This window comes from Streptomyces sp. NPDC051976, from assembly GCF_040680795.1.
Lineage (GTDB): Bacteria > Actinomycetota > Actinomycetes > Streptomycetales > Streptomycetaceae > Actinacidiphila.
The window spans coordinates 98,480-123,949 of record NZ_JBFAXL010000009.1 but is presented as its reverse complement, the minus strand read 5'-3'; the positions used below and the strand labels follow the sequence as shown (position 1 = coordinate 123,949).

Below are 25,470 nucleotides of genomic sequence, written 5' to 3'. Positions count from 1 at the left end.
CCCATTGGGGCCGGTGGTGACGTGCAGGTCGTCGACGGCTGGTCGCGCAGTTCCCCGCGCCCCTAACGGGGCACGTCCGGTGCCTGGTCCACCGCAAGCGCGCCGCGCTTCAGGCTTTGCCGCGCGCAGCGCGCTTGCGGCGGCGGGTGCCCGTGGCGGCGGCGGGGGCGAGGCCGAAGGTGACGGCGATGCGGACGCCGCCCAGGGGGCTGGTGGTGATGTCGACGGTGCCGCGGGTGGTCGCCGCCGCGCGGTGGGCGATGTCCAGGCCGAGCCCGGTGGAGGCGGCACTGGCCCCGCGGGCCATCGCGGCGGCGGGGTCCGGGATGCCGGGCCCGGCGTCGTCCACGACGAGAGTGACCGTCTGCGCCCCCCGCTCCAGCCGCACGGCGAACGGCGTCCCGGCGGGCGTGTGCCGGAAGACGTTGCCGACCAGCGCGTCCACCACGGCGGTGAGATCCTCCGCCGACAGCGCGAGCGGCGCGTCCTCGGCGGTGACGTACACCCGGCAGGCACGATCCTGCTGCTCGGCCAGGATCGACCAGAAGCCCGCCCGCGCGCCGACCACCTCGGCGGCGGAACAGCCCGGCGTCCGCGGCGCCGGCCTGCTGCCGGGGAAGCCGCGCCGCGGCGCCGTGGGCGCCCGCAGTGCCTGCCCCATCGGCCCGACCGCCAGCGGCGTCCGCGCGGCCGTGATGATGGCCTGCAGCTCCGTCTCCAGCTGCTGCACGGCCGCCGCCACCCGCGCCGCGTCCGGCGTCGGCCCCATCCGCTCGGCGGCGAGGTGCAGCGCGGTGAGCGGGGTCCGCAGCCGGTGCGAGAGATCGGCGACCAGCTCCCGCTCGATCGCGAGCAGCTCCAGCATCCGCTCGGCCATCGCGTTGAACGCCAGCCCGGCCTCGTACAGCTCCGGCGGCCCCATCGGCGTCACCCGGGTCTCCAGATCGCCCGCGCCCAGCGCGTGCGAGGCGCGCGACAGCCCGACCGACGACCGCACCACACGCGCCGCGAGCCGGTCGGCGACCAGCACCGAACCCACCACCAGGCCGAGCGCCAGCCCCGCCATCACCCACAGCGAGACGGCGATACCGCGGTCGAGCTCGGCCTTCGGCACGAACTCCTCGACCACCGCCACCCGCTTCGGGCCCAGCACCACCGGTTGCAGGTACACCCAGCCGCCGGGCCGGTTCTCGGCGAGGGAGGCGCCCTCCCGTTGCGCCCGCAGCAGCAGGGCTGCGGGGGCGTGGGTGGCGCCGATCACCCGCCCGTCGGGCAGATGGACGCTGAGCCGTCCTGACGGATCGAGCCCGGAGACCGTCTGGCGCAGCTCCGCGGTGTCGCTGGTGAGCGCGAGCGCCGGGGCGAGCGCGGCGGCCCGCTGCTCGGCCGCCGTGATGGCCTGCGTCCTGGCCTCGGAGCGGACCAGCAGCGCCAGCGGGATGAGGAAGGACAGGGCCACCATCGACGTGACCGCCAGGGCGACCCACGCCAGGGTCCGTCTCACCGCGGGGTCACCAGTTTGATGCCCACCCCGCGCACCGTCTGCAGATACCGCGGACTGGACGCGGCCTCGCCGAGCTTGCGCCGCAGGGTGGAGACGTGCACGTCGATCGTCTGCTCCTCCACGTACTGCTCGCGCCAGACCTCGGTGAGCAGCGTCCGCTTGGAGATCACCAGGTCGGCGTGCGCGGCCAGATACGCCAGCAGGTCGAACTCGCGCCGGGTCAGCCGCAGCTCCCGTCCGTCCAGGTACGCGGTCCGCGCACCGGGGTCGATGTGCAGGGAGCCGACGGTGACCGGGCCGGGCGCGGGCAGGCCCGAGTCGCCGTACGCCGTCGGGAGGACCCCCGCGCGGGCGGTACGGCGCAGCACCGCGGCCAGCCGCGCCAGCAGCTGGCCGCCGGAGAACGGCTTCACCAGGTAGTCGTCGGCGCCGGCGTTGAGGAGCTGGATGATCTCCGCCTCGTCGTCGCGCGCCGTCACGATGAGGACCGGCACCTGGGATATCCCGCGGATCATGCAGAGCGCGTCGCTGCCGTCGAGGTCGGGCAGCCCGAGATCGAGGATCACCGCGTCCAGCGCGGTCCGCGTCACCTCGCGCAGCGCGCCGAACCCGTCGGCGGCGCTGAGCACGGTGTGTCCGTCGCCGGTCAGGATGTCGATCAGCGAGGCGCGGATTCCCGGGTCGTCTTCCACGACAAGGACGCTGGGCATGCGGCACACCGTAACGGATCGGCCATGATGGTGACGTGCCCCGGTCACTGCGCTTCTTCCTCATATGGCTGTGCTGCACCACCCTCACGGTGACCGCGGTCTTCGTGACGGTGAACTTCGTCGTGGGCTCGACCTCGCCGATGCCGCCGACCGCGCGGGCCATGCCGACGCTCTTCCCAGTGGACTCCTCGGCTCCCGCCGCCTCGCCCAGCCCCAAGCCGACGCCCCGGCCGACCGGTACGTCCTCCTCCACCCGGCGGCCGTCGCCCAGCGCCTCGCCCTCGCCGCGCCGGACCACCAGCCGCCCGCAGCCGCCCCCACCGTCCCCTTCGCCCACCGGCCACCAGAGTCCGAGCTGCAGCGGCGGCGCCGGGACGCACACCATCCAGTCCACCGGCGGCCAGGCCACCATCGACTTCGGCTCCGACGCGGTGTGCCTGGTCTCGGCGGTGCCGTCGCCCGGGTTCACCGTCTCGACGCAGCAGAACGCGCAGGACACGCTCACGATCGTCTTCACCTCCAGCAGCCACCGCTCGCAGATCGTCGGCACGATCAATCCGCAGCCGCGTGCGGAGACGACGGAAACGGGCTGAGAAAGCGGCTGCCGCCGGGATGACGCTAATGCGCATTAGTGTGCAGGTGGGATACGCCTGCTCAAGCGCCTTACCCGCAGGTCGGCGGGTGCGTTGCGGTACGATCCGCGCCATGAGCGCCATGGATTCGCCGGAGCCGGGTCGCCGGAAACCGGCCCGCCGTCCCACGATGAAGGACATCGCCCGGCGGGCGGGCGTCTCCGAGAGCGCGGTCTCCTTCGCGCTCAACGACCGCCCCGGGGTCTCGGAAGCCACCCGCGACCGGGTGCGGCGGGTGGCCGAGCAGCTCGGCTGGCGGGCCAGCACCGCGGCCCGCGCGCTCTCCGGTGAGGGGGCGGCCACCGTCGGCCTGGTGCTGGCGCGCCCGGCGCGGACGCTCGAGGTGGAGTCCTTCTTCCTGCAGCTCGTCTCCGGCATCCAGGAGTCGCTGGCGCAGCGCCATCTCGGGCTGCTCTTCCAGGTCGTGGAGGGCGTCGAGGAGGAGTGCGCGATATACCGCCGCTGGTGGGCGGAGCGGCGGGTGGACGGTCTGCTGGTCGTCGACCCGCGGCACGACGACCCGCGGCCGGGGCTGCTCGACGAGCTCGGCCTGCCGGCCGTGGTGATCGGGATGCCCGCCGCGGACTCGCCCTCGTACCCCGGGATCTCCACGGTGTGGGCCGACGACGCGGCCGCGATGGCGTCGATCGTCGGCTATCTGCACGGCCTCGGCCACCGCCGGATCACGCACATCTCGGGCCTGCCCGGGCTCGCCCACACCCGGCGGCGGGTGGCGTCGCTCCAGGCGGAGGCGGCCAGGTTGGGCCTCACCGAGGTCACCTCGGTGGCCACCGACTACTCCGAGGCGGAGGGCGCGGAGGCCACCCGCAAGGTGCTCGGCGGGCCGCGGCCGCCCACCGCGATCGTCTACGACAACGACATCCTGGCCATGGCGGGGCTCGCGGTGGCCGTCGAGAGCGGGCTCGCCGTGCCGCGCGACCTCTCCCTCGTCGCCTGGGACGACTCCGTCCTGTGCCGCACCGCCCACCCCCCGCTCACCGCCCTCGTCCGCGACACCGCCGCCTACGGCCGCCGCGCCGCCGACACCCTCCTCCACCTCCTCGACGGCGCCCCCGCCACCCACGTCGAGGACACCCTCCCCACCCTCACCCCCCGCCCCAGCACGTCCCCACCAAGGCCGTAACCCGTCGACCTCGGGGGCCCGCCCCAGCACGGCCCCCCGAGGCCCTAGCCCGACCCCGGGGGCCCTCAACCCCGCGCGCGCCGCGCCCGAGCTGGCCCTACGGCCCTGACCACCCCGCCGCGGCGCACCGTCGCGTGGAAGTACGCCTTGCGGCGGGATCCCCGCCGCAAGGCGCGTTGCCGAATGGCGCCGCCGATCCGCTCCGCGCGCCTTGGGGGCCTTGGCCCCGCGCGCCGCGCCCGAGCCGGGCCTGTGGCCCTGACCCCCCGTTGCAGCGCGCCGTCGCGCGGAAGTACGCCTTGCGGCGGGATCCCCGCCGCGCACGGGCGGGTTGCTGAGCGGCACCGCCGATCCGCTACGCGCGCGGCAGCGCGCCCGCGCACTCAAGCGCATTACCCCCCGGAGGGGACCTTTCCCGCGTTCGCGATTTCGGCTGTCCGATGCCTTGACAGGGTTTCTGCGGGCGGTCCATAGTCTCGTCCGTCGACTATAGCGCTTTAGTTCAGCCTTTCGGACCGACGAGAAAGTTGGCGTCCATGCACTCAAGACTGAAGTTCGCGGGAGCGCTCGCCGCGGTCGCCGTGCTGCTGCCCCTCACCGGGTGCGGTGTCGGCGGCGGAAGCGACAAGCCGGCCGACCAGAAGAAGGTGGCGACGGACAGCCCGCTGAAGGGCACCATCACCTTCCAGACCTGGTCGCTGAAGAACGACAAGTTCACGCCGTACTTCACCGCGCTCATCGCGGACTTCCAGAAGAAGCACCCGGGCACCACGATCAACTGGATCGACCAGCCGGGCGACGGCTACCCGACGAAGGTCAGCAGCCAGGTGACCAGCGGCAGCCTGCCGGACGTCATCAACCTGCCGCCGGACATCGCGCACTCCATCGTCAAGGTGGGCGCTCTGCTGGACCTGACCAAGAACGTGCCGACCCTGACCGCCGACTACGTCAAGAGCGGGCTCAACGCGTACACGTACGCCGACTTCGGCTCGGCCGCCTACGCCTTCCCCTGGTACCTCGGCACCGACGTCAGCTACTGGAACAAGGCCATGCTGACCCGCGACGGCCTCGACCCGGCGAAGCTGCCGAAGACCTTCGACGACCTGGTCGCGCAGGCCAAGGTCATGCACGACAAATCGGGCGGCAAGGACTTCCTGATGAGCCGCGCCCCCAGCCTGCCCGACATCGTCAACTCCGGCACGAGGCTGATGACCGCGGACGGCAAGAGCTTCGCCTTCAGCACCCCGGCGGCCCAGGCGATGCTGGACCAGTACACGAAGGCGTTCAAGGCCGGCTACCTGCCGTCGAACGTGCTGACCAACACCTACGAGGGCAACTCGACGCTGTTCAGCAAGCAGCAGGTGGCGTGGACCACGGGCGCCGGCAACTACATCACCAGCCTCGCGCAGACCACCCCGACGCTGGCCGCCCAGGTCGTCCCGTCACCCGCCCTGGACACCCCGCCGCTGTACGTGCAGGGCATCTCGGTGGCCGCCAAGAGCAAGAACCTCCCGCTGGCGCTCGCCTTCGCCGAGTTCGCCACCGACAACGCCAACCAGACCGCCTTCATCAAGCTGGCCCAGGGCTTCCTCCCCGGCACCACCGCGGCCGCCGCCGACCCGGCGTACAGCAAGAGCGACGGCACCGCGCAGGGTGACGCCTCCGCGCTGGCGTACAAGGACATGCAGCAGGCGCTGAACTTCACGCCGCCGGTGTGGACCGACGCGATGAACACCTACCTCAACCAGCAGATCGCGCTGGCGATGACCGGCAAGGAGTCGTCGAAGCAGGCCCTGGACAAGGCCGTCGCCAAGGCCAACTCGCTGCTGAACGACTGACCGCCGCCCCGTACCGCCGTCGGCGGGCGACCCGTGCCGCCCGCCGACGGCCCTCACTTCGCAGAGGAGGCCCCGTGAGATACCACCGCTGGTATACGCCCTGGCTGCTGATCCTCCCCGCGTTCGCGTTCCTGGCCCTCTTCAGCCTGTGGCCGGCGGTCAACACCGGGGTCCTGTCCTTCACCAACGTGCACACCCTGACCGGCGGCCACTTCGTCGGCCTGCGCAACTACCATCGGATGGTCGACGACCCGCAGTTGCGCGACGCGCTCGTCAACTGCCTGGTCTACATCGCGGTCTGCGTCCCGCTGCTCACCGTGCTGCCGCTGCTGCTGGCCCTGCTGGTCGAGCGCAACCTGCCGTTCATGGGCTTCTTCAGGACCGTGCTCTACTTCCCGGTGATCGCCTCGGCCGTGGTCGTCGCGCTCATCTGGCAGTGGATCCTGGACGACAGGGGAGTGGCCAACGGGCTGGCGCAGCAGGCGCATCTCATCCACTCCGCGATCCCGTTCCTGACCGGACGGTGGCTGCTGCTCTTCAGCGCCATCGCCCTGACCATCTGGAAGGGCCTCGGCTACTACATGGTGCTCTACCTGTCGGCGCTGGGGAACGTACGCCGTGAGCTGCACGAGGCCGCGGCGGTCGACGGCGCCGGGCCGGTCCGCCGGTTCCGGTCGGTCACCGTCCCCGGGGTGCGCGGCACCATGCTGCTGGTGTCGATGCTCATCGCGGTCAGCGCCATGCGGGTCTTCACCGAGCTGTACATCCTGGGCGGCGCCACCGGCGGTGTCGGCGGCCAGGACGTGTCGGTGGTGATGCTCATCCAGCAGTCCGTCTCGGGCAGCGACGGCCAGCTCGGTTACGCCTCCGCGCTCAGCGTCCTGCTGTTCCTGATCACCATCGGGCCGATGGCACTGCTGGCCCTGCTCAACCGGAGGGCCGAGGCATGACGGACCGCACCCGGCGCCGTCGCTCGCGCCCCTTCGGCCGCAGCACACCCGCGGGTCTGGTGGCCCGCTACACCACGCTGCTGTTCGCCGCGGCCGTCACCATCGGCCCGCTGCTGTGGGAGCTGTCGACCTCGCTGAAGAGCAAGAGCGAGGACGTCTACACCGCCTCCCCGCAGTTCGTGCCGCACCACCCGACGCTCGGCAACTACGGGGAGGTGGCCCGGACGATCCCGGTGTGGCACTTCGCGTCCAACTCGCTGGTGGTGGCGGGGCTGTGCGTGGCGGGGAACCTGATCGGCGCCACCATCGCCGGATTCGCCCTGGCCCGGCTGCAGTTCCGCGGCCGCGGGCTGATGTTCGGGCTGTTCCTGTCCACCCTGCTGCTGCCGGGAGAGGTCACGATCATCTCCCAGTTCCAGACCGTCACCAAGCTGGGCCTGGGCGACACCCTGCTCGGAGTGGCCCTGCCGGGCATGATCGGGGCGCTCAACGTGCTGCTGATGCGCAACGCCTTCTCCTCGATCCCCCGGGACGTCGACGAGGCCGCGGTGATCGACGGCGCGACCGTACTGCAGCGCGTCCGCTTCATCGGGCTGCCCAACGTCAAGGGCACCCTCGCCGTCGTGGCGATCCTGGCCTTCATCGGCGCCTGGGACGACTTCCTGTGGCCGCTGCTGGTGCTGCAGAGCCCGGACAAGCTGACGCTCACCGTCGGACTGTCCTATCTGAAGGGCACCTTCTCCGCCGACCCGCGGACCATCGCCGCGGGGGCGATGATCGCGCTGATACCCATCCTGGCCCTGTTCGTCTCCCTCCAGCGGCTCTTCTTCAAGGGCGTCGGGGAGGGCGCGGTGAAGGGCTGAACGCCTCCCGTCACCTGCCCGCGGGTACGCCGCGGGCTCGTACTGCCACCCCCCGGCGGCCGCGCCCGCCCCAGGACACGAGGAAGCCTCCGCACGTATGCCCGAGCCCCGGAACGCCCCGGTAGCCCCCGCCGTCCCCGTGTCTCCCGCCACCCCGCGGGCGCCACGGTTCGGCGTCAACTACACCCCCAGCGTCGGCTGGTTCCACCACTGGCTGGACTTCGACCTGGACACCGTACGAGCGGACCTGGACTCGATCGCCGGCCTCGGCCTCGACCATGTGCGGGTCTTCCCGCTGTGGCCCGTCTTCCAGCCCAACCGCACCCTGATCAGGCCGCGCGCCGTCGAGCAGCTCGTCCAGCTGGTGGACGCCGCGGCCGAACGCGGCCTGGACGTCAACGTGGACGGGCTGCAGGGCCATCTGTCCAGCTTCGACTTCCAGCCCGCCTGGACCAGGACCTGGCACCGCCGCAACATGTTCACCGACCCCGACGTCGTGGACGGCGAGGCGGCGCTGCTGCGCACCCTGGCCGCCGCGCTCGCCGACCGCCCCAACTTCCTCGGCATGACCGTCGGCAACGAGATCAACCAGTTCTCGGGACCCCCGCACCCCGACCCCGACCCGATCACCCCCGGCGAGGCGGAACGCTGGCTGCGCCGGATGCTGGACGCCTGCGAGGAGGGCGCACCCGGCCGGTTCCATCTGCACGCCGAGTACGACGCCGCCTGGTACCTCGACGAGCACCCCTTCACCCCCGCGCACGCGGCGCGGCTGGGCGCGGCCACCGCCGTGCACTCCTGGGTCTTCAACGGCACCGCGCAGCGGCACGGCCGTACCGGCACGGCCACCGAGCACCACGCCGCGTACATGATCGAGCTGTCCAAGGCGTGGGCGGACACCCCGCACCGCCCGGTGTGGCTCCAGGAGGTCGGCGCGCCCGCCCCGCACATCCCCGCCGAGCACGCGGCGCAGTTCACCGAGGCGACCGTCGCCCACGCGCTGGACTGCGCCGACGTGTGGGGGGTGACCTGGTGGTGCTCGCACGACGTCGACCGCTCGCTGGCCGACTTCCCCGAGCTGGAGTACGGCCTCGGGCTGCTCACCACCGAGCGGAAGGTGAAACCGGCCGGGCGCGCCCTGGCCGCGCTGGTGGAGGAGTGGCGCGGGCGGGCGTACCAACCGCAGGTCAGGACCACCGCGCTGGCCGTCGACGTCGGGCCCGGCGAGACGGCACCCGGCCGGTCGGTCTGCGCGCCGGGCGGTACGTACTTCGAGGCGTTCATGCGGCTGACCGCGCTGGGGGTGCGGCCGACCGCGGTGCTCGCCGCGCGCGCGGGTGACGCGGCACATCTGGCGTCGCGGGGTATCACCGATGTGGTGAGGCCGGAGGACGTGTACTGACCGAAGCGCCTCGCACCACCCGTCCGGCCACCCGACCGACCGTCCGCCAGCACTCCCGCCCGTACCCTCGCACCCCGTAACGGAGTTCCCGCCATGCATGACGACCGCAGCCTCGTGGAGTCCCGCCTCAAGCGCGTCCTCGACGAGCGGATCCGCCCCGCCGTCCACGGTGCCTCGGTGCCGCTGACCGTGGAGGTGTGGCACGCCCCCGGTGAACCGGTCCCGGTCGCGGAGGGGCTGGCCGCCCCGCACACGCCCGTCGCCGTCGGCACGATGTGGGGCGCGCCCTGGGGCACCAGCTGGTTCCGCGTCACCGGCGTCGTACCGGAGGCGTGGGCGGGCCGTACGGTCGAGGCCGTACTGGACCTCGGATTCGACGAGAACATGCCCGGCTTCCAGTGCGAGGGCCTGGTCTACCGCCCCGACGGCTCCCCGGTGAAGGGCCTCAACCCGCGCAACCAGTGGGTCCGCGTCGGGTCGCCGGTCGCGGGCGGCGAGCGGGTCGACCTGCACATCGAGGCGGCCTCCAACCCCGTCGTCCTGGACTACCACCCCTTCGTGCCCACCGAGTTGGGCGACCGCGAGACCGCGGGCAGCGAGCCGCAGTACAAGCTGACCCGGATGGACCTGGTGGTCTTCGAGCAGACGGTGTGGGACCTCGTCATCGACCTCGAAGTGCTCGGCGAGCTGATGCACGAACTGCCCGAGGACTCCGCCCGGCGGTACGAGATCCTGCGCGCGATCGACCGCGCGCTGGACGCCGTCGACCTGCAGGACGTGGCCGGTACGGCGGACGCGGCGCGCAAGCGGCTCGCGGACGTGCTGGCCGTACCTGCGCAGCCCTCCGCGCACCGGCTCAGCGCCGTCGGGCACGCCCATATCGACTCCGCGTGGCTGTGGCCGCTGCGCGAGACCGTCCGCAAGGTCGCCAGGACCACCGCGAACATGACCGCGCTGCTGGAGGACGAGCCGGAGTTCGTCTACACCATGTCGCAGGCGCAGCAGTTCGCCTGGATCAAGGAGCACCGGCCCGAGGTGTACGCGAAGGTGAAGGCCGCGGTGGCCGAGGGGCGGTTCGTGCCCGCGGGCGGGATGTGGGTCGAGTCCGACACCAACATGCCCGGCTCCGAGGCGATGGCCCGTCAGTTCGTGCACGGCAAGCGGTTCTTCCTGGAGGAGTTCGGCGTCGAGAACGACGAGGCGTGGCTGCCGGACACCTTCGGCTTCGCCGCGGGCCTGCCGCAGATCATCAAGGCCGCCGGGTCCAAGTGGCTGCTCACCCAGAAGATCTCCTGGAGCCAGATCAACAAGTTCCCGCACCACACCTTCTCCTGGGAGGGCATCGACGGCACCCGGATCTTCACCCACTTCCCGCCCGTCGACACCTACAACTGCTCGATGCAGGGCCGGGAGATCGCGCACGCCGCCCGCAACTTCAAGGACAAGGGCCGGGCGACCCACTCGCTGGCGCCCACCGGCTGGGGCGACGGCGGTGGCGGCACCACCCGGGAGATGATCGCCAAGGCCGCCCGGCTGCGCAGCCTGGAGGGCTCGGCGACGGTGGAGTGGGAGACCCCGGCGGAGTTCTTCGCCAAGGCGGAGGCGGAGTACCCGCAGCCGCCGGTGTGGGTGGGGGAGCTGTACCTCGAACTCCACCGGGCCACCCTCACCAGCCAGGCCAAGACCAAGCAGGGCAACCGCGCCAGCGAACACCTGCTGTACCAGGCGGAGTTGTGGGCGGCGACAGCGGCGGTACGCACAGGGGCCGGCTACCCGTACGCGCAGTTGGACCGGCTGTGGAAGACGGTGCTGCTGCACCAGTTCCACGACATCCTGCCGGGCTCCTCGATCGCCTGGGTGCACCGCGAGGCGGAGGCGACCTACGCGGCGGTCGCGGCGGAGTTGAACGCGATCATCGACGGGGCGCAGCGGGCGCTGGCGGGAGCCGCAGAGTCGTCCGGCACGGTGGTCTTCAACGCCGCCCCGCACGCCCGTGGCGGGGTCCCCGCGGGCGGTGGCAGCGCCGCCGTCCCGGCCGAGGGACGCACCACGGTCAGCAGCCGCGCGGACGGCGGCCACGTCCTCGACAACGGCCTGCTCCGGGTGGAGGTCGACGGCCGCGGCCTGGTCGTCTCGGTCGTGGACCTCGCCGCCGGACGGGAGACCGTCGCCCCCGGCCAGGCCGCCAACCTGCTGCAGATCCATCCCGACTTCCCCAACATGTGGGACGCGTGGGACGTCGACGCCTTCTACCGCAACGTCGTCACCGACCTCACCGACGCCGACGAGATCACCGTCGACGGCCACGGCCCGGCCACCGCGTCCGTGCGGGTGGTCCGCTCGTTCGGCGCGTCCCGGGTGACGCAGGTCCTCACCCTGGCCGCGGGCGCCAAGCGCCTCGACATCGACACCGAGGTCGACTGGCACGAGACGGAGAAGTTCCTCAAGGCCGCCTTCCCGCTCGACATCCACGCCGGGCGCTACGCCGCCGAGACCCAGTTCGGGCATCTGCACCGCCCCACCCACACCAACACCAGCTGGGAGGCGGCCAAGTTCGAGGCGTGCAACCACCGCTTCGTCCACCTCGACGAGCCGGGCTGGGGCGTCGCCCTCGTGACGGCCTCCACGTACGGCCACGACGTCACCCGTACGGTCAGGCCCGAGGACCACGGCACCACCACCACGGTCCGGGTGTCGCTGCTGCGGGCCCCGCGCTTCCCCGACCCGCGCACCGACCAGGGCCTGCACCGCTTCCGGCACGCCCTGGTGCCCGGCGCGACGATCGGCGACGCGGTCCGCGAGGGGTACGCGGTCAACCTCCCCGAGCGCCGGGTCCCCGGCGGCACCGCGGTCACCCCGCTCGTCGCGGTGGACAACGACGCCTTCGTGGTGACCGCCGTCAAGCTCGCCGACGACGCGAGCGGTGACGTGGTGGTCCGCGGCTACGAGTCGCACGGCGGCCGCGCCACCACCCGGCTGACCACCGGCTTCCCCCTCGCCGCGGCTGTCTCCTGCGACCTGCTGGAACGCCCGCTGGCCGACGCCGCCCCGATCCCGGTCGCGGCCGACGCCCTCACCCTCACCCTGCGCCCCTTCGAACTCCTCACCCTGCGCCTGACGCGCGGCACCGACTGACGCGGGTCGGCGAGGCGCGCGGAGAAATGTTCGGTCTTGGGGGTTGACTCAGGGAGCGGCGTGCAGTTTCCTCCCATTAAACAACGTTGGATGTTGTTGAGGTCCGATCTTTTCTGTTGATTTCGGCTACCTCTCAGCGACGAGTTCAGAGGACCCGCGCCATGACGGACATCGGCTCCCCGCAGCAGCGAAGCTCCACCGCGCTCATCGAGCGCGAGCGCGAGATCCGTGAAGTCCGCGCGGCCAGCGCTCTGCGCGCCCAGCAGCCGCCGTGGCGGTGGGTGGTCACCATCCCCACCGCCACGGCAGACGGCCTCGGCGGCTGCCAGTTCTTCGTCGTCACCGCGGAGAGCGAGAAGGACGCCCTGCGGGCCGCCCGGTTCGCGGCCCTCAGTGACTGCGCGGCCCGCCGCCGCCGTTACGCGGGCATCTCGTTGCGCGAGGCCAGCGCGGTGATCCACTCCTCCACCTGAGCGCGCCGCCACGCGGCAGGTCCACGGATGGCCGCGGCCCGCGGTTCCACGATCCATGACATCCCATTCCATTGAGTGTCATTGCGGGCGCGCCGCGGGCGGCGGCGTGGCGGCGGGCGAGACGGTTGCGGTGTTCGATCCATGCGGGCGCTTCGGGCGTCCGCTGTGAGAGGAGATCGCTATGCGTGTTTCCCGCTTCGCCGCTGCGCTGGGCGTGGCAGTGGCCGTGGTGCTGGGTGGTGCCGCCGCCGCGAGCGCGGCCACCCCGGCCGCCGCCACCTCCTACGCCTCGCATCACGACGGTGGCCGGGCGATGGACCACGACCACGGCCGCCACGACGGCGACCGGCGCGGTCACGACCGCGACCACGGCCGCGACCGTGACCGTGACCGTGACCACGGCCGTGACCACGACCGCGGCCGCCACCACCACCGCTCGCACGGCCACCACTCGCACGGCCACCACCACCACCACCGCCACGGCCGCTGACGGGAGCCTGAACTCCTGAGCTGACACCGGACAGACGGGCGCCCTCCCGGACGCGGGAGGGCGCCCGCGCGCGTGCCGATACGTACCGGTACGGGCCCGGACGTCAGTGCCCTGCCACGGTGATGTCCCGGCCCTGTCACGCCGGATCGCCGAGCCCCCCGACGGGGTCGGCGCGTTGCTACGTTTCCCGTCATCCAGTCAGCAGCGGGTGGCCAGGGGCCGCGCCGCGTATCGGGGGGAAGCACCAGATGAACGTCACAGCGCGCAGATCCGCGGCCGTCCTCACCGCCGTCGTCCTGGGCTCCGCGGCCCTCACCGCCTGCGGCCCCGAGGACAGTTCGGCGGACACCGGCGCGGCCAAGCCCACGGCGACGGTCTCGCACCCGCCGGCCGCGCCCAGCGCCCACCCCACGACGCCCGCCCCGGCGACCGGCACCGCGGCGCCCGTGCGCACCGGCGTCACCCCGGCCGCCAAGGTCAAGCTGCCGTCCATCCCGGTCAAGCCGGGCTGCAGCAACAAGCGCCCCACCCCCGAGCAGGTCGACCCGCACACCTTCGCGGTCTACCGCTACGAGACCATCCCCGGCGACTCGCACATCAACCTGGTGCTGGAGCACGGCCGTTGGGGCTGCCCCAGCGCCGACGCCGACGGCCTTCCGTACGTCACGACCGGCGAGCAGGCGCGCTGGGCGATGGACCAGGCCACGTACATCACCGCGACCACGCCGATCACCGACAGCCCGGTGAACAAGCGCATCGGCGTGCAGGAGTTCCTCAACTGGGTCAAGGCCCACCCGGACTCGGGCCTCGTCTTCCGCTACGAGACCGGTGACGACGGCGCCATCCACCGCCTCGACGAGGTCTACGCCCCCTGAGTGCGGGGCGCCGGGGGAGCCGGGTTCGTCATATTGACCGTCCAGGTTAGGTATGCCTAACCTAAGGCGCCCGCTCCCCTGACGTCCCCCTGAGGGTGGTCCGCCATGCCGTTTTCCGCTCATCCGCCCCATCTCGTGCCCCTCTCCGCGGCGGCGCCCTCCACCCCGCTCGGCCCCTTCGAGGACAGCGCCGTCGCGTGGACCACCTGGGTCACCCTCATGGGCTTCGTCGGCCTGGCCGCCCTGGCGCTGATCGCGGTCGGCCCCGTGGCCCGCGCGATCGGCTCCGACACCCTCGCCGCCGTGACGACCCGGCTCACCCGCGCCGCCGTCGTCCTCGGCGTGCTCGCCGTACCTGCCGTCCTCACCGACCTCGCCCACGACGCCTCGGAGAGCGGCGGCTACGACTACGGAGCCGCCTGGAACTCGCTCTACGACGGCAGCAACTCCGGCCGCCTGTCGGGCCTCGAAGTCACCCTGATCCTCGTCGGCGCCGCGCTGCTCGCCCCGCTGACCGTACGTACCCTGGCCGCGGGCCCCGCCCGTACCTGGCTGCTGGCGACCGGACTCGGAGCGGGCGCGGTCGCGCTCGGCACCACCAAGTTCCCCGACAAGGCGCCGGACGACTGGGGCCGCGGCACCTTCGACACCCTCATGTGGATGCTGCACCTGCTCGGCGGCGCCGTCTGGCTCGGCGGACTCGCCGGCCTGCTGCTGCTCGCCCTCCCCGGCGCCCTGGACCCGGCCGCCCGCGGCGCCTTCTGGGCCCGCTCGATCCGCCGCTTCTCCACCGCCGCCATGAGCTGCGTCGCCGCGATCTCGCTCTCCGGGCTCTTCCTGTACTGGGAGCACGTGGACGGCCTCGGCCAGCTCACCTCCACGATGTACGGCCGCGTCCTCGGCGTGAAGATCCTGATCTTCGGCGCCCTGCTCGCCCTCGGCATGTTCAACCAGTTCTGGCTGCACCCCCGGATCGAGGCGCTGCGGGCCGCGGGCGACGAGCGGCCGCTGCGTACGATCCTGGTCCGGCGGTTCCCGGCCACCGTCGCCGCCGAGGTCGTCCTCGCCATGACGGTGGTGTTCGTCGCGCCCTTCCTGCACGGTTCGGCCCGCAACCAGGCGTTCCAGGCCGCCGCGGCCGAGCACTCGGCGGTGCCGCTCGACCACCTCCCCAAGCTCCCCACCAAGCACGTCAGCGCGTCGACCTGGGTGTGGGGCACCGGCGAGACCCTGCTCGTGCTGGCCCTGATGATCGGCGCCTACCTGGCCTCCGGCACGCTCGCCCGCCGCCGTACCGCCGCCGCCACCCCGGCCGCCGTCACCACTACGGACCAGCTCGTCGAGGCCTGAAACCGCCCATCGGCCCTACGCTGGGCCGATGGCACGATACTTCGACGTACACCCCGCGAACCCCCAGCCGCGCATCATCAGCGGCGTGGCGGACAGCATCCGGTCGGGCGCGCTCATCGCCTACCCGACGGACTCCTGCTACGCCCTGGGCTGCCGGCTGGGCAACCGCGACGGCATCGAGCGCATCCGGACGATCCGGAACCTCGACGACCGCCACCACTTCACCCTGATCTGCCAGAACTTCGCGCAGCTCGGGCAGTTCGTCCAGATCGACAACGACGTCTTCCGGGCGATCAAGGCGGCCACCCCCGGCAGCTACACCTTCATCCTCCCCGCCACCCGCGAAGTACCGCGCCAGCTCCTGCACCCCAAGAAGAAGACGGTCGGCGTCCGCATCCCCGACCATGTGGTCACCCAGGCGCTGCTGGCCGAACTCGGCGAACCGCTGGTCTCCAGCACCCTCCTGCTCCCCGACGAGGCCGAGCCGCTGACCCAGGGCTGGGAGATCAAGGAGCGGCTCGACCACGTGGTGGACGCCGTCCTCGACTCCGGCGACTGCGGCACCGAGCCCACCACGGTCGTCGACTTCTCCGACGGCGCCGCCGAGATCCTGCGCCGCGGCGCGGGCGACCTCAGCCGCTTCGAGTAGCCCACGCGCGGGGGACGGGCCCGGTCAACTCGGCACGCGCGGAACCGAATTGACAACCTTAGGTATGCCTAACCTAGGCTCCGCCTGTGCAGATGTACCTGCTGGCCCTGAACCCGACGGACTCGGTCACCGACGGCTTCCTGCCCGCGGCGCTCCGCCTCGGCCTGACCGTCACCGTCCTCACCGACCAGCCCGCGGCGCACCGCGCGGTCGTGCCCGAGGGTGTCGAGGTCAGGCAGTGCCCGGTGCGGGACTTCCGTGCGGTCGTGGCCGCGATATCGGCCCACCGGGCACCCGGCTCGATCTTCAGCAACAGCGACCACCTCCAGGTCCAGACGGCCCTGGCCGCCGCGTACTTCGGTCTCCCGGGCAAGGACTGGCGCGTCGCGCTGCGGACCAAGGACAAGGCCGAGATGCGCCGGTGGCTGGCGGCGGCGCCCGGTCTCCCGGCCACGGCGGCGGTACGGGCCGCCGAACTGCCCGCGGGCCGCGACCTGGAGGACCTGCCGGACCTCGACGGCATCCCCTACCCCTGTGTGCTGAAACCCGCCGAGGGCGTGGCCAGCGAGGACGTGGTGCTCGTCAGGGACCGGGCCGAACTCGCCTCCCGCTGCGCGGAGATCCGCACCCGCCGCCCCGGCGCCGCCCTGGTGGCCGAGGAGTTCCTGCCGGGCGAGCTGCGCACCCTGGAGACGCTCGGCGACGGCCGCACCCGCCGCGTCCTGGGCGGCTTCCGCACCCGGCTCTCCCCGCCCCCGTACTTCATCGAGGAGCGGCTCACCTGGGACCCCGACCGGCCGCCGGCCGTCGAGGCGCAGGTGCTGGCCCAACTCGACGCCCTGGGCGTGGGGTTCGGCGCCTGCCACACCGAGTACGTGGTGGAGTCCGGCCGGGCCCGGGTCGTCGAGGTCAACTACCGTGCCATCGGCGACCAGTGCGATCTGCTGCTGGCCGAACTGCTCGGGGTGCCGCTGTTCGAGCTGGTCCTGCGCGTCCACCAGGGCGAGCCGCTGCCGCCCGCCCCGTGGCCCCAGCCGGGCGCCGCCGCCTGCCTCGCCTACCCGTACGCCCGGACCGCGGGCACCCTCACCGCCGCCCCCGGCCCCGAGGACCTCGACCTGGACGACGGAGTACGGCTCGCCTACCGCCCGCTGCGTGCCGTCGGCAGCCACCAGCCGGTGCACCACACCAACCGCGACCTGCTGGGCGTGGTCCGGGCCATCGGCCCCGACCTCCCGGCCGTCGACCGCGCCGCGGACGCGTATGTGGCGGCCAGGACCTGGGAGATCACCCCGTGACGCCGGACGGCGACGACCACCAGGTGGAACACGCCCTGCTGACACGGGTGCTGAGCACGCTGCTGCGCGAGGACGTCTGCGGGCTGCGCACCCGCACCACCGCGGAGGACCACCCCGACGGGCGCTGGCTCCGCCTCCCCGGCTCCGCCGCGACCGGGCAGGACGACCTCCTGCTGCCGGTCACGGACGACGGCTTCCAGTGCGAGTACGCCGCCCGGCTGCCGCTGCTGCGGACCGGGTCGGCGGCCGGCACCGTCGGCGAGATCACCGGCGGAGAGGAGATCCTGGCCGCGCTCGCCCGGTTCGCCGCGCCCGAGGACGCGGGCGGATTCACGGCGTTCGCCGCCGAGTACCGCAACGCGCTGGCCGTGTTGCGGCTCCAGGGCGCCACGCGTGAGCGGACGATGGCGGAGCTGGCCGCCCGCCACGGCCCCGATCCGGTGTCCTGGCGGGGCCTGCCCGGCTCCCTCGCCTTCGACACCCTCGCCGCCCGCCACGGGCACCCGCTCTACCCGACCTCCGCCGCCAGAACCGCGCTGTCGGCCGCACAAGTCCTGCCGTACGCACCGGAGTTCGCGACCTCCTTCGCCCTGCGCTGGCTTGCCGTGCCGCGATCCGCGCTCACCACGAGCGGCGTGCCGCAGGGCGACCCCCTCACCGCCTTCTGGCCCACGCCCTCCGACCTCGGGCTGACCGGACTCGACGGCAGCCATGTGGCCCTGCCCGTCCACCCGTTGACCGCCGGGCGCCCGCTGGAGGTGGCGCTGCGGGTGACCGGCCTGGACGCTACGGCACAGCTCGCCGAGGACCCGTATCTGACCGTGCGGCCCACCCTGTCGACCCGTACGGTGGCGCCCGTGGCGTACCCGGACGTCCACCTCAAACTGCCCCTGCCCACCGCCACGCTGGGCCTGCTCAACCGCCGCACCATCAAGCCCGGCACGCTCGTGGACGGGGCCGCCGCCCAGCGGCTGCTGGCCGAGGTGACCGCCCGCGAGCCGCGGTTCCAGGGCCGTGTGCTCCACTGCGACGAGACCCGTTGGGCGCACGCCGGGCACGAGTCGCTGGCGGTGCTGGTACGACGCCACCCCGCGGGTCTCGACGGCCGCACCGTCCTGCCGCTGGCGGCGCTGCCCGCCACCGCGCCCGACGGCCGCCTCGTCGCCGACCACCTCGCCGACCGGTGGACGGGCGGGGACCCGGTGGCGCTGCTGGACGCCGTCCTCACCCCGCTGCTCGACTGGCAGACCACCCTGTTCGGCTACGGCATCGCCCTGGAGTCCCACCAGCAGAACATCTCGCTGGTGCTGGACGATCCGGGGGACGTAGACCGCGGTGCCGGTGCCCCGCTCGTCCGGCTGCTCTTCCGGGACGACGACGGCCTGCGCGTCCACCGGGGCCGGCTCGCCGCGGCACTCGGGACGACCACCCCGGGACCGGCCGACTTCGCCGACCCGCGGATCTTCGTGGACGACGACGGCCCGCTGGTGGACCTCTTCACCACCATCACCGTCCACCTGTGCGCGGGGGCGCTCGCCTTCGCGCTGTCCGGCCCCGGACGCGTTCCGGCGCCGGTGTTGCTGCGGCTGGTGCGTGACCGCCTGGCCCAGGCGGTGGCACGGCTCGACGGCGCCCCCGCGGCACCGGGGGCGGTGCTGCGGGCCGCGGTGCTCGACGCCGACCGGCTCCCGGTCAAGGCGATGGTGACCGCGGGCACGCTGCTGACCAAGCGCCGTTCAGGCGCCGCCGACATCAACAAGCACTACACGACCGGCCCCAACTACCTCCCGCGCGAGCACCCATGACCTCGACCCCCACCTCGACGCCCCGGTCGCACTCCACCTCGGCCTCGGCACCCGCCTCGACGCCCCCGTCGACCTCGACCTCCGCCTCGACATCCCGGTCGAACTCCGACTCAGGCTCGGCACCCGCCTCCACCTCCGCCTCGACGCCCCCGTCGACCTGCACCTCCGCCTCGACCTCCACCTCGGCGCCGACCCCGACCGCTACCCCGTCGGCGGCCACGGCCTCGACCACCGGCGCTGCCACCACCGGCGCTGCCTCCACCGGCGCACCCGCCGCTACCGGCGCCGTCCCGACCGGCGCCCCCGCGCTGCCCACGGCCGACGACGCGGTGGCCCACACCCTGCTCAACTGCCTGCTGCGTGAGATGACCGGCCTGCGGGACGCGGCCGTACGGATCCGCGGGCACCTGGTGATACGGCTGCCGCACGACGGGGTCCGGCTGCGGGTGGCGACCCGCCGCACCTCCGCCCTCGGCGCGCACCGCTTCACCGGCCCCGTCACGCGGTACGCGGACGGCCGGTGGTCGCCGATCGGCTGGCGGCAGCTCGCCGAGCACATCGGTGCCGAACTGGCCGCGCGCACCGGCCAGTCGAACGACGAGTTCGTCCCCCAGGTCGCCGCGAGCCACCAGGGCGTCACCGCCGCGCTCGCCCATCCCCGCCCGCGGCGCGGCGCCGACCCGCTCTCCTTCTACCTGGCCTCCGAGCGCTCCCTGACCTTCGGGCACCGCTTCCACCCCGCGCCCAAGGCCCGCGACACCCACCCCTCCGCCTGGCGGTCCTACGCCCCCGAGGCCGGCGCCGTCTTCCCCGTCCGCCTGCTCGCCGTACGGGACGGCCTCGTCGCCGAGGAACGCGCCGAGCCGGGCGCCGCCGCGCCGCTCGACCGGCTGGGGCAGGCGCCCACCGGGTACCGGCTGCTGCCCGTCCACCCCTGGCAGTACGACCTGCTGCGCCGCCACCCCGCGCTGGAGGCGGCCCTGCGCCGGGGCGACGTCCGCGACCTCGGGCCCGGCGGCCCCCGCTTCGCCGCCACCGCGTCGGTGCGCACCCTCTACGACGGTGAGACGTTCCTGAAGTTCAGCCTGAACGTACGGATCACCAACTGCCTGCGGAAGAACGCCCGTTACGAACTGTCCGGTGCGGTGGCCCTGACCCGGCTGCTCGCCCCGGCCGCCGCCGATCTCGCCGCGCGGTTCCCCGGCAGCGGTGTCCTGAGCGAACCCGCGTACCGCAGCCTGGCGTTGCCCGGCCCCGACGGGGAACCCGACGTCGACCTGCTGGAGGGCTTCGGGGTGATCGTCCGCGAGGGCCTGGCGGGGCGCGTGGCCCCGGGCGCCACCGCGCTGCTGGCCGCCGCCGTCGCCGACGAGTACCCGACCGGACCCGCGCACCTCACCCACCTGCTGCCGGAAGGCGCCGGGCCCGCGGCGGTCCTGCGCTGGTGGGAGAGGTATCTCGCGCTGCTCGTGCCGCCCGTCCTGGCCGCGTATCTGGACCACGGCGTCGTCCTCGAACCCCATCTGCAGAACGTGCTGGTGTGCGTCGGCGACGACGACGGGCTGCCCCGGCAGATCCTCTTCCGGGACCTGGAGGGCACCAAGCTGCTCCCCGCGCACCACGCCGCCACCCTGGCCACCCTCCCTCCCCACGTCGCGGGCCCGCTCACCTACGGCGCCGACCAGGGCTGGGACCGGCTCGTCTACTGCCTGTTCGTCAACAACATCGGTGACATGCTGGCCGCTCTCGCCGATGTGTGCCCGGGCGAGGAGGCGGCCCTGTGGTCCGCCGTCCGCCGCGTCCTGACCGGGTACGCCGCCCGGCACGGCGACCACCCCCGACTGGCCGCCCTGCTCGGCGGCGACCCGCTGCCCGCCAAGGCCAACCTCCTCGCCCGCTGGGCCCGCACCGCCGACCGGCAGGCAACCTACGTCCGGCTCCCGTCCCCGCTCGGCCCCCGACAGAACGCGGGCGGCGACCCGGGCCGCGCCGCGGAGCGCGCCACCACGACGCGGCCGCCGGGCGGGGCGCCGCGATGAGCGACTCGGCATTCGGCGGCGGACAGCCCGCCCCGGCACCCGGCGTCGCAGCGAGCGGCCCGCACTCGCCTGACGTGGCGACCGCCCCGGCACCCGGCGTCGCAGCGAGCGGCCCGCACTCGCCTGACGCGCTGGCTGACCCGGCGCCCGGACGCGCGGCGAGCGCCCTGCCCGCCCGGGTACGCGATCTCGCGCTGTCGCTGCCGACGGCCCAACTGCCCGCGTACGTCTACGATCTCGGCGCGCTGTCGGCCCACGCCGCCGCCGTGCGGGGGACGCTGCCGCCCCGCATCGAGCTGTACTACGCGGCCAAGGCCAACCCCGAGCCGCGGATTCTGGCGGCCCTGGCGCCGTACACCGATGGCTTCGAGGTGTCCTCCGGGGGCGAACTCGCGCATGTGGCCGAGGCGGTGCCCGGGCGTCCGCTCGCGTTCGGGGGGCCGGGCAAGACGCCCGCAGAGATCGTCGCGGCGCTCGACCGCGGGGTGCGGCGCTTCCACGTGGAGAGCACGCATGAACTCCGCGTCCTGGCCCACCTCGCCGGACAGCGCCCCGGCGCCGGGCGCGCTCCGGTGGCCGTGCTGCTGCGCGTCAACCTCGCTGTTCCGGGTGGGCTGTTGGCGTCCGGCGCGCTGGCGATGGGCGGCCGTCCGACACCGTTCGGTCTCGACCCGTCGGATGTCCCCGCCGCGTTGCGGATGCTCACCGACGGCTCCTGTCCCGGCGTGGAACTCACCGGTGTCCACGCCCATCTCGCCAGCGGTCTGGCCGCACCCGAACTGGCCGCCGTGGCGGGCTCGGTCGCCGACTGGGCGGACGGCCTCGCCCGGCGCCACGGAGTGCGGCTGCGCGAACTGAACCTCGGCGGCGGCATGGTGGTCGACTACACCCGTCCCGACACGCGCTTCGACTGGGCCGGATACGCGACGGCGCTGGCCCGTATCGCCGCGGCCCACCCCGAGTGGGTGCTGCGCGTCGAACCCGGCCGGGCGATGACCGCGTACTGCGGCTGGTACGTCACCGATGTGCTCGACGTGAAGCGCAGCCACGGCGAGGACTTCGCCGTCGTTCGCGGCGGCACCCACCACCTGCGGACCCCCGCCGCGCGCGGCCACGACCAGCCGTGCACCGTACTGCCCGTCGCCGACTGGCCCCACCCGTGGCCCCGGCCCACCGCCACCGCTCCCGGGCCCGTGACCTTCGCCGGTCAACTCTGCACGCCCAAAGACGTGTTGGCCCGCGCCGTCCCGACCGCCCAGCCCCTCCGCGCGGGCGACCGCGTCCTGTTCGGGCTGGCGGGCGCGTACGCCTGGAACATCTCCCACCACGACTTCCTGATGCACCCGCACCCGACCACCCACGTCCTCCCCGGATGACGAACCGCCTTACGGCTCGGGCGTGATGCCCAGGAGACCGAGGAAGGCGGCCGCCGCGGGGGAGCTTCCACCGCGGCTCCACGCGATGTGCTCCACGCGGGTGGGCGCGTCGGCGACGTCGAGGGTGGTCACCCCGGTGAGCTGCGGGACGAAGCGGGAGGGGAACAGCGCCACGCCCAGGCCCTGGCCCACCAGCCGGGCGATGAAGTCGGCGTTGGTGACCTCGTAGGCGACCTCCCGCGTGAGACCGGCGGCCGCGAACGCCTGGTCCGTCTGCGCCCGCCCGGCCGTCCTGGCGGGCAGGTCCACGAACACCTCCGCGGACAGCTCGCGCAGGCTGACGGACTCCCGCCGTGCGAGCGGATGACCGGGCGCCACCACCGCGACCAGCCGGTCGCGGGCCAGCTCACGGGAGTCGACACCCTGCGGCCGCGCCGAGTTGGGCAGCCCGAGCAGCGCGATGTCGAGTACCTCCTGCCTGACCTGCTCGACCAGTTCGTCGCTCGCGCCCACCCGCAGGCTGATCCGCACGTGCGGGTACCGCTCGTGGAACTCCCGTAGCGCACCCGGCACATCGACGGCCGCGACGGTCGGGATCACCCCCACGGCCAGCCGCCCCCGGATCACCCCGACGGTCGCGGCGGCCTCGGCGGCGGCGCGTTCCGCCGCCTCCAGGCACTGCCGGGCGCCGGGCAGGAACGCCGCACCGGCCGGGGTGATCCGCACCCGGCGGCTGGTGCGCTCGAAGAGCCGTACGTCCAACTCCTTCTCCAGCCGGGCGATCTGGTGGCTGAGCGCGGACTGCACCACCAGGCAGCGCTCGGCGGCCCGGGTGAAGCTGTGCGTCTCGGCGACGGCCACGACGTAGCGCAACTGCTGGAGCTCCATCGATCCATCGTAAATCGCGATAGATGCGATGACAAACATGTGTTGGACTCATTGATCGGCACCGACTGAGAATTCCCGGGTGAACGCATCCGTCGAAAACCCGAGCTCCACCCCACCCTCCACCCTGCGGCCCTGGCTGGGCGTGGCCGTCATCACCGCCAGCCTCTTCACCTTCGTCACCACCGAACTGATGCCGGTCGGTCTTCTCACCCCGATCAGCGGCAGCCTCGGCATCCCGGTCGGCATCGCCGGGCTGATGGTGACGCTTTACGGTGTCTCCGCCGGTCTGGGCGTGCCGTTCATCGTGGCCTGGACCCGGCGCGTGAACCGCCGCACCCTGCTCGGCGCCCTGCTGGCGGTGCTCGCGCTCGGCAACCTCGTCACGGCCATCGCCCCCAACTACGCGCTGGTGCTCACCGCGCGCCTCGTCATGGGCTTCGCCAACGGCGTCTTCTGGGCCATCGGCGTCAGCATGGCGATGCGCCTGGTCCCGCCAACGCACGCCAACAAGGCCGCCGCTGTCGCCCTGTCAGGGATCTCCATCGCCACCGTCGTCGGCATTCCCCTGGGCACCTTCCTGGGCAGCCTCACCAGTTGGCGCACCACGTTCCTGATCTGGAGCGGCCTCAGCGCCACCGTGCTCGTCGCGGTCGTCGCCACGATTCCCGCGCTGGCCTCGGAGAACACGGTCACCGTCCGCGAGGTGTTCGCCCTCCCCGTCAGGAACGCCGCCCTGCGGCTGATCATGCTCACCGTGGTCCTCTACGTACTCGGCCACTTCGCCGCGTACACCTTCGTCCGCCCCTTCATGGAGCAACGCACCTCCGCCGGCGCCACGTTCATCGCCGGACTGCTGATCATCTACGGAACCGGGGGAGCGATCGGCAACTTCGTCGCGGGCTACACCGTCACCCGCAACCTCACCGCCACCTTCCTCACCGCCCGCGCCGGAATCGCCGCCGCCCTCCTCCTGCTCCTCACCACGGGCCACTCGAAGCCCGGCGCGATCGCCGCCCTCGCCCTCTGGGGCCTCTCCTTCGGCGCCGCCAACCTCTGCCAGGTCAACATGACCCTCGCCGCCGCCCCCGACACCTTCGAAGCCGCCATGTCCCTCAACACCCTCGCCTACAACACCTCCATCGCCCTGGGCGCCCTGGCCGGCGGCCTCCTCGCCGACGCCAGCGGCATCACCAGCACCGTCCTCCTCGGCCTCTCCCTGACCACCGCCTCCCTCCTCCCCGCCCTGGCCTCCACCCGCCGCCGCCCCGCGCCGACCACGGCGTCAGCCTCGGACTCGGCCTCGGCTTCGGTGGTGGAGCAGAAGACGCCCTGACGCGGCACCGGAGCCGGTGCGGCTCAGATCTTGATGACCGTCGCGCGCGACGCGCAGAGCGTGGTGAGGTCGTCCGGATCGGACGTGAGGACGGTGACGGGCCCTGGCGCGGCGAGGGCGGTCGCGCTCAGCATGGCGTCGATCGCGTACTTGTGTCCGTGCAGACCGGCATCGGCCAGGAGGGCAGCGGCGTGCCGGGCGATCGGTTCGGTGACGGGTTCCACGACGAGGCGAGAAAGGGTCCATTCCAGCGCGGGGCGGTTTATCCGCGGGTGGACCACTTCCACCAAGGTGGCCGCGGACGTGATCACCCGCAGGTCGTCAGCGCGCGCGAGGGCGAGCCAGGCGGTGACCGTGCGGTCACGCAGTACGGCTTTGGCCAGCCCTTCGCTGTCGAGTACGAGCGTGCCACCGGGGGTGGCCGCGGACGGCGTCACGCCGCGCTCTTCCCGCCGTCGGCCTGCCGCACACGCGCCTGGTGCAGCTGCTCCCGCAGGGCCTGCACGTCATCCTCGGTGATCGGGCCGTGCTCCGCCTCCGCGACCTGGATGAGTTCGTTGAGGTTGTCCCGCTCGATCTGCCGGGCGACGGCGGCGGCGACATAGGCGGACAGCCCGGAGGGTCCGCTGCGGGCTCGGGCGGCGTCAGCGATGTCTCGCGGCATCGTGATCGAGTACTTCTGGGTAGGCTCGCTCATGCCCCTTATGCTACCGCTC

General features: G+C 73.1%; 22 protein-coding genes. 17 read left to right on the top strand and 5 right to left on the bottom strand.

Annotated features, from left to right (window positions below):
- Positions 1-109: 109 nt before the first annotated feature.
- Both AB0M29_RS12950 and AB0M29_RS12945 read right to left on the bottom strand, forming a co-directional pair.
- Positions 110-1,504, bottom strand: coding sequence for a HAMP domain-containing sensor histidine kinase (locus tag AB0M29_RS12950; RefSeq protein WP_365382275.1), 1,395 nt, complete (start codon positions 1,502-1,504; stop codon positions 110-112).
- The gene (locus AB0M29_RS12945; protein WP_365382274.1) at positions 1,501-2,214 is read right to left on the bottom strand and encodes a response regulator transcription factor; all 714 of its coding nucleotides are present in this window, start codon (positions 2,212-2,214) and stop codon (positions 1,501-1,503) included. The genes AB0M29_RS12950 and AB0M29_RS12945 overlap by 4 nt, the downstream gene beginning before the upstream one ends.
- A 35-nt stretch (positions 2,215-2,249) precedes the next feature.
- Here AB0M29_RS12945 and AB0M29_RS12940 point away from each other — a divergent pair, with 35 nt between their 5' ends.
- From AB0M29_RS12940 to AB0M29_RS12865, 16 genes are all read left to right on the top strand, one after another.
- Positions 2,250-2,807, top strand: coding sequence for a hypothetical protein (locus AB0M29_RS12940; RefSeq protein ID WP_365382273.1), 558 nt, complete (start codon positions 2,250-2,252; stop codon positions 2,805-2,807).
- 112 nt (positions 2,808-2,919) lie between these two features.
- Positions 2,920-3,990, top strand: coding sequence for a LacI family DNA-binding transcriptional regulator (locus AB0M29_RS12935; RefSeq protein WP_365382272.1), 1,071 nt, complete (start codon positions 2,920-2,922; stop codon positions 3,988-3,990).
- 536 nt (positions 3,991-4,526) lie between these two features.
- On the top strand, positions 4,527-5,828 hold the full coding sequence (locus tag AB0M29_RS12930) for an extracellular solute-binding protein (protein ID WP_365382271.1): 1,302 nt from the start codon (positions 4,527-4,529) through the stop codon (positions 5,826-5,828).
- A 74-nt stretch (positions 5,829-5,902) separates the two neighbouring features.
- Positions 5,903-6,778, top strand: a complete 876-nt coding sequence (locus tag AB0M29_RS12925) for a sugar ABC transporter permease (RefSeq protein ID WP_365382270.1) — start codon at positions 5,903-5,905, stop codon at positions 6,776-6,778.
- Positions 6,775-7,641 carry a carbohydrate ABC transporter permease gene (locus AB0M29_RS12920; RefSeq protein ID WP_365382269.1) on the top strand — a complete coding sequence of 289 codons (867 nt, stop codon included), beginning with the start codon at positions 6,775-6,777 and terminating at the stop codon, positions 7,639-7,641. Before AB0M29_RS12925 ends, AB0M29_RS12920 begins: the two co-directional genes overlap by 4 nt.
- Positions 7,642-7,738: 97 nt before the next feature.
- The gene (locus AB0M29_RS12915; protein WP_365382268.1) at positions 7,739-9,043 is read left to right on the top strand and encodes a glycosyl hydrolase; all 1,305 of its coding nucleotides are present in this window, start codon (positions 7,739-7,741) and stop codon (positions 9,041-9,043) included.
- A 93-nt stretch (positions 9,044-9,136) separates the two neighbouring features.
- A complete protein-coding gene (locus tag AB0M29_RS12910; RefSeq protein WP_365382267.1) occupies positions 9,137-12,178 on the top strand; it encodes a glycoside hydrolase family 38 C-terminal domain-containing protein in 3,042 nt (1,013 codons plus the stop codon).
- Positions 12,179-12,339: 161 nt separating this feature from the next.
- Positions 12,340-12,651 (top strand): hypothetical protein, encoded by a 312-nt coding sequence (locus AB0M29_RS12905; RefSeq protein WP_365382266.1) that lies wholly within the window; start codon positions 12,340-12,342, stop codon positions 12,649-12,651.
- 181 nt (positions 12,652-12,832) lie between these two features.
- Positions 12,833-13,141 (top strand): hypothetical protein, encoded by a 309-nt coding sequence (locus AB0M29_RS12900; RefSeq protein WP_365382265.1) that lies wholly within the window; start codon positions 12,833-12,835, stop codon positions 13,139-13,141.
- A 248-nt stretch (positions 13,142-13,389) separates the two neighbouring features.
- The gene (locus AB0M29_RS12895) at positions 13,390-14,016 is read left to right on the top strand and encodes a hypothetical protein (RefSeq protein WP_365382264.1); all 627 of its coding nucleotides are present in this window, start codon (positions 13,390-13,392) and stop codon (positions 14,014-14,016) included.
- A 105-nt stretch (positions 14,017-14,121) separates the two neighbouring features.
- Positions 14,122-15,366, top strand: coding sequence for a CopD family protein (locus AB0M29_RS12890; protein ID WP_365382263.1), 1,245 nt, complete (start codon positions 14,122-14,124; stop codon positions 15,364-15,366).
- Between the two features lie 28 nt (positions 15,367-15,394).
- On the top strand, positions 15,395-16,015 hold the full coding sequence (locus AB0M29_RS12885) for an L-threonylcarbamoyladenylate synthase (RefSeq protein ID WP_365382262.1): 621 nt from the start codon (positions 15,395-15,397) through the stop codon (positions 16,013-16,015).
- Positions 16,016-16,101: 86 nt separating this feature from the next.
- The gene (locus AB0M29_RS12880) at positions 16,102-17,313 is read left to right on the top strand and encodes a siderophore biosynthesis protein (RefSeq protein WP_365382261.1); all 1,212 of its coding nucleotides are present in this window, start codon (positions 16,102-16,104) and stop codon (positions 17,311-17,313) included.
- Positions 17,310-19,118 (top strand): IucA/IucC family protein, encoded by a 1,809-nt coding sequence (locus AB0M29_RS12875; RefSeq protein ID WP_365382260.1) that lies wholly within the window; start codon positions 17,310-17,312, stop codon positions 19,116-19,118. The genes AB0M29_RS12880 and AB0M29_RS12875 overlap by 4 nt, the downstream gene beginning before the upstream one ends.
- A complete protein-coding gene (locus AB0M29_RS12870; protein ID WP_365382259.1) occupies positions 19,115-21,157 on the top strand; it encodes an IucA/IucC family protein in 2,043 nt (680 codons plus the stop codon). Before AB0M29_RS12875 ends, AB0M29_RS12870 begins: the two co-directional genes overlap by 4 nt.
- Positions 21,154-22,533 (top strand): type III PLP-dependent enzyme, encoded by a 1,380-nt coding sequence (locus AB0M29_RS12865; protein ID WP_365382258.1) that lies wholly within the window; start codon positions 21,154-21,156, stop codon positions 22,531-22,533. The genes AB0M29_RS12870 and AB0M29_RS12865 overlap by 4 nt, the downstream gene beginning before the upstream one ends.
- 9 nt (positions 22,534-22,542) lie before the next feature.
- On the opposite strand, the gene AB0M29_RS12860 is transcribed toward AB0M29_RS12865, so the two are convergent.
- Positions 22,543-23,421, bottom strand: a complete 879-nt coding sequence (locus tag AB0M29_RS12860) for a LysR family transcriptional regulator (RefSeq protein WP_365382257.1) — start codon at positions 23,419-23,421, stop codon at positions 22,543-22,545.
- A 79-nt stretch (positions 23,422-23,500) separates the two neighbouring features.
- Here AB0M29_RS12860 and AB0M29_RS12855 point away from each other — a divergent pair, with 79 nt between their 5' ends.
- A complete protein-coding gene (locus AB0M29_RS12855; protein WP_365382256.1) occupies positions 23,501-24,754 on the top strand; it encodes an MFS transporter in 1,254 nt (417 codons plus the stop codon).
- A 23-nt stretch (positions 24,755-24,777) separates the two neighbouring features.
- Here AB0M29_RS12855 and AB0M29_RS12850 read toward each other — a convergent pair whose 3' ends face one another.
- Both AB0M29_RS12850 and AB0M29_RS12845 read right to left on the bottom strand, forming a co-directional pair.
- Positions 24,778-25,191, bottom strand: a complete 414-nt coding sequence (locus AB0M29_RS12850) for a PIN domain-containing protein (protein ID WP_365382255.1) — start codon at positions 25,189-25,191, stop codon at positions 24,778-24,780.
- Positions 25,188-25,451, bottom strand: coding sequence for a CopG family transcriptional regulator (locus AB0M29_RS12845; RefSeq protein WP_365382254.1), 264 nt, complete (start codon positions 25,449-25,451; stop codon positions 25,188-25,190). Before AB0M29_RS12845 ends, AB0M29_RS12850 begins: the two co-directional genes overlap by 4 nt.
- Positions 25,452-25,470: the final 19 nt, after the last annotated feature.

Excerpts from the sequence above, each read along its gene's own strand:
- AB0M29_RS12895 (WP_365382264.1), top strand. The coding sequence starts at position 13,390 with ATGAACGTCACAGCGCGCAGATCCGCGGCCGTCCTCACCGCCGTCGTC.
- AB0M29_RS12920 (WP_365382269.1), top strand. The coding sequence starts at position 6,775 with ATGACGGACCGCACCCGGCGCCGTCGCTCGCGCCCCTTCGGCCGCAGC.
- AB0M29_RS12870 (WP_365382259.1), top strand. The coding sequence starts at position 19,115 with ATGACCTCGACCCCCACCTCGACGCCCCGGTCGCACTCCACCTCGGCC.
- AB0M29_RS12915 (WP_365382268.1), top strand. The coding sequence starts at position 7,739 with ATGCCCGAGCCCCGGAACGCCCCGGTAGCCCCCGCCGTCCCCGTGTCT.
- AB0M29_RS12860 (WP_365382257.1), bottom strand. The coding sequence starts at position 23,421 with ATGGAGCTCCAGCAGTTGCGCTACGTCGTGGCCGTCGCCGAGACGCAC.
- AB0M29_RS12890 (WP_365382263.1), top strand. The coding sequence starts at position 14,122 with ATGCCGTTTTCCGCTCATCCGCCCCATCTCGTGCCCCTCTCCGCGGCG.
- AB0M29_RS12945 (WP_365382274.1), bottom strand. The coding sequence starts at position 2,214 with ATGCCCAGCGTCCTTGTCGTGGAAGACGACCCGGGAATCCGCGCCTCG.
- AB0M29_RS12885 (WP_365382262.1), top strand. The coding sequence starts at position 15,395 with ATGGCACGATACTTCGACGTACACCCCGCGAACCCCCAGCCGCGCATC.
- AB0M29_RS12930 (WP_365382271.1), top strand. The coding sequence starts at position 4,527 with ATGCACTCAAGACTGAAGTTCGCGGGAGCGCTCGCCGCGGTCGCCGTG.
- AB0M29_RS12845 (WP_365382254.1), bottom strand. The coding sequence starts at position 25,451 with ATGAGCGAGCCTACCCAGAAGTACTCGATCACGATGCCGCGAGACATC.
- AB0M29_RS12910 (WP_365382267.1), top strand. The coding sequence starts at position 9,137 with ATGCATGACGACCGCAGCCTCGTGGAGTCCCGCCTCAAGCGCGTCCTC.
- AB0M29_RS12935 (WP_365382272.1), top strand. The coding sequence starts at position 2,920 with ATGAGCGCCATGGATTCGCCGGAGCCGGGTCGCCGGAAACCGGCCCGC.
- AB0M29_RS12905 (WP_365382266.1), top strand. The coding sequence starts at position 12,340 with ATGACGGACATCGGCTCCCCGCAGCAGCGAAGCTCCACCGCGCTCATC.
- AB0M29_RS12900 (WP_365382265.1), top strand. The coding sequence starts at position 12,833 with ATGCGTGTTTCCCGCTTCGCCGCTGCGCTGGGCGTGGCAGTGGCCGTG.
- AB0M29_RS12865 (WP_365382258.1), top strand. The coding sequence starts at position 21,154 with ATGAGCGACTCGGCATTCGGCGGCGGACAGCCCGCCCCGGCACCCGGC.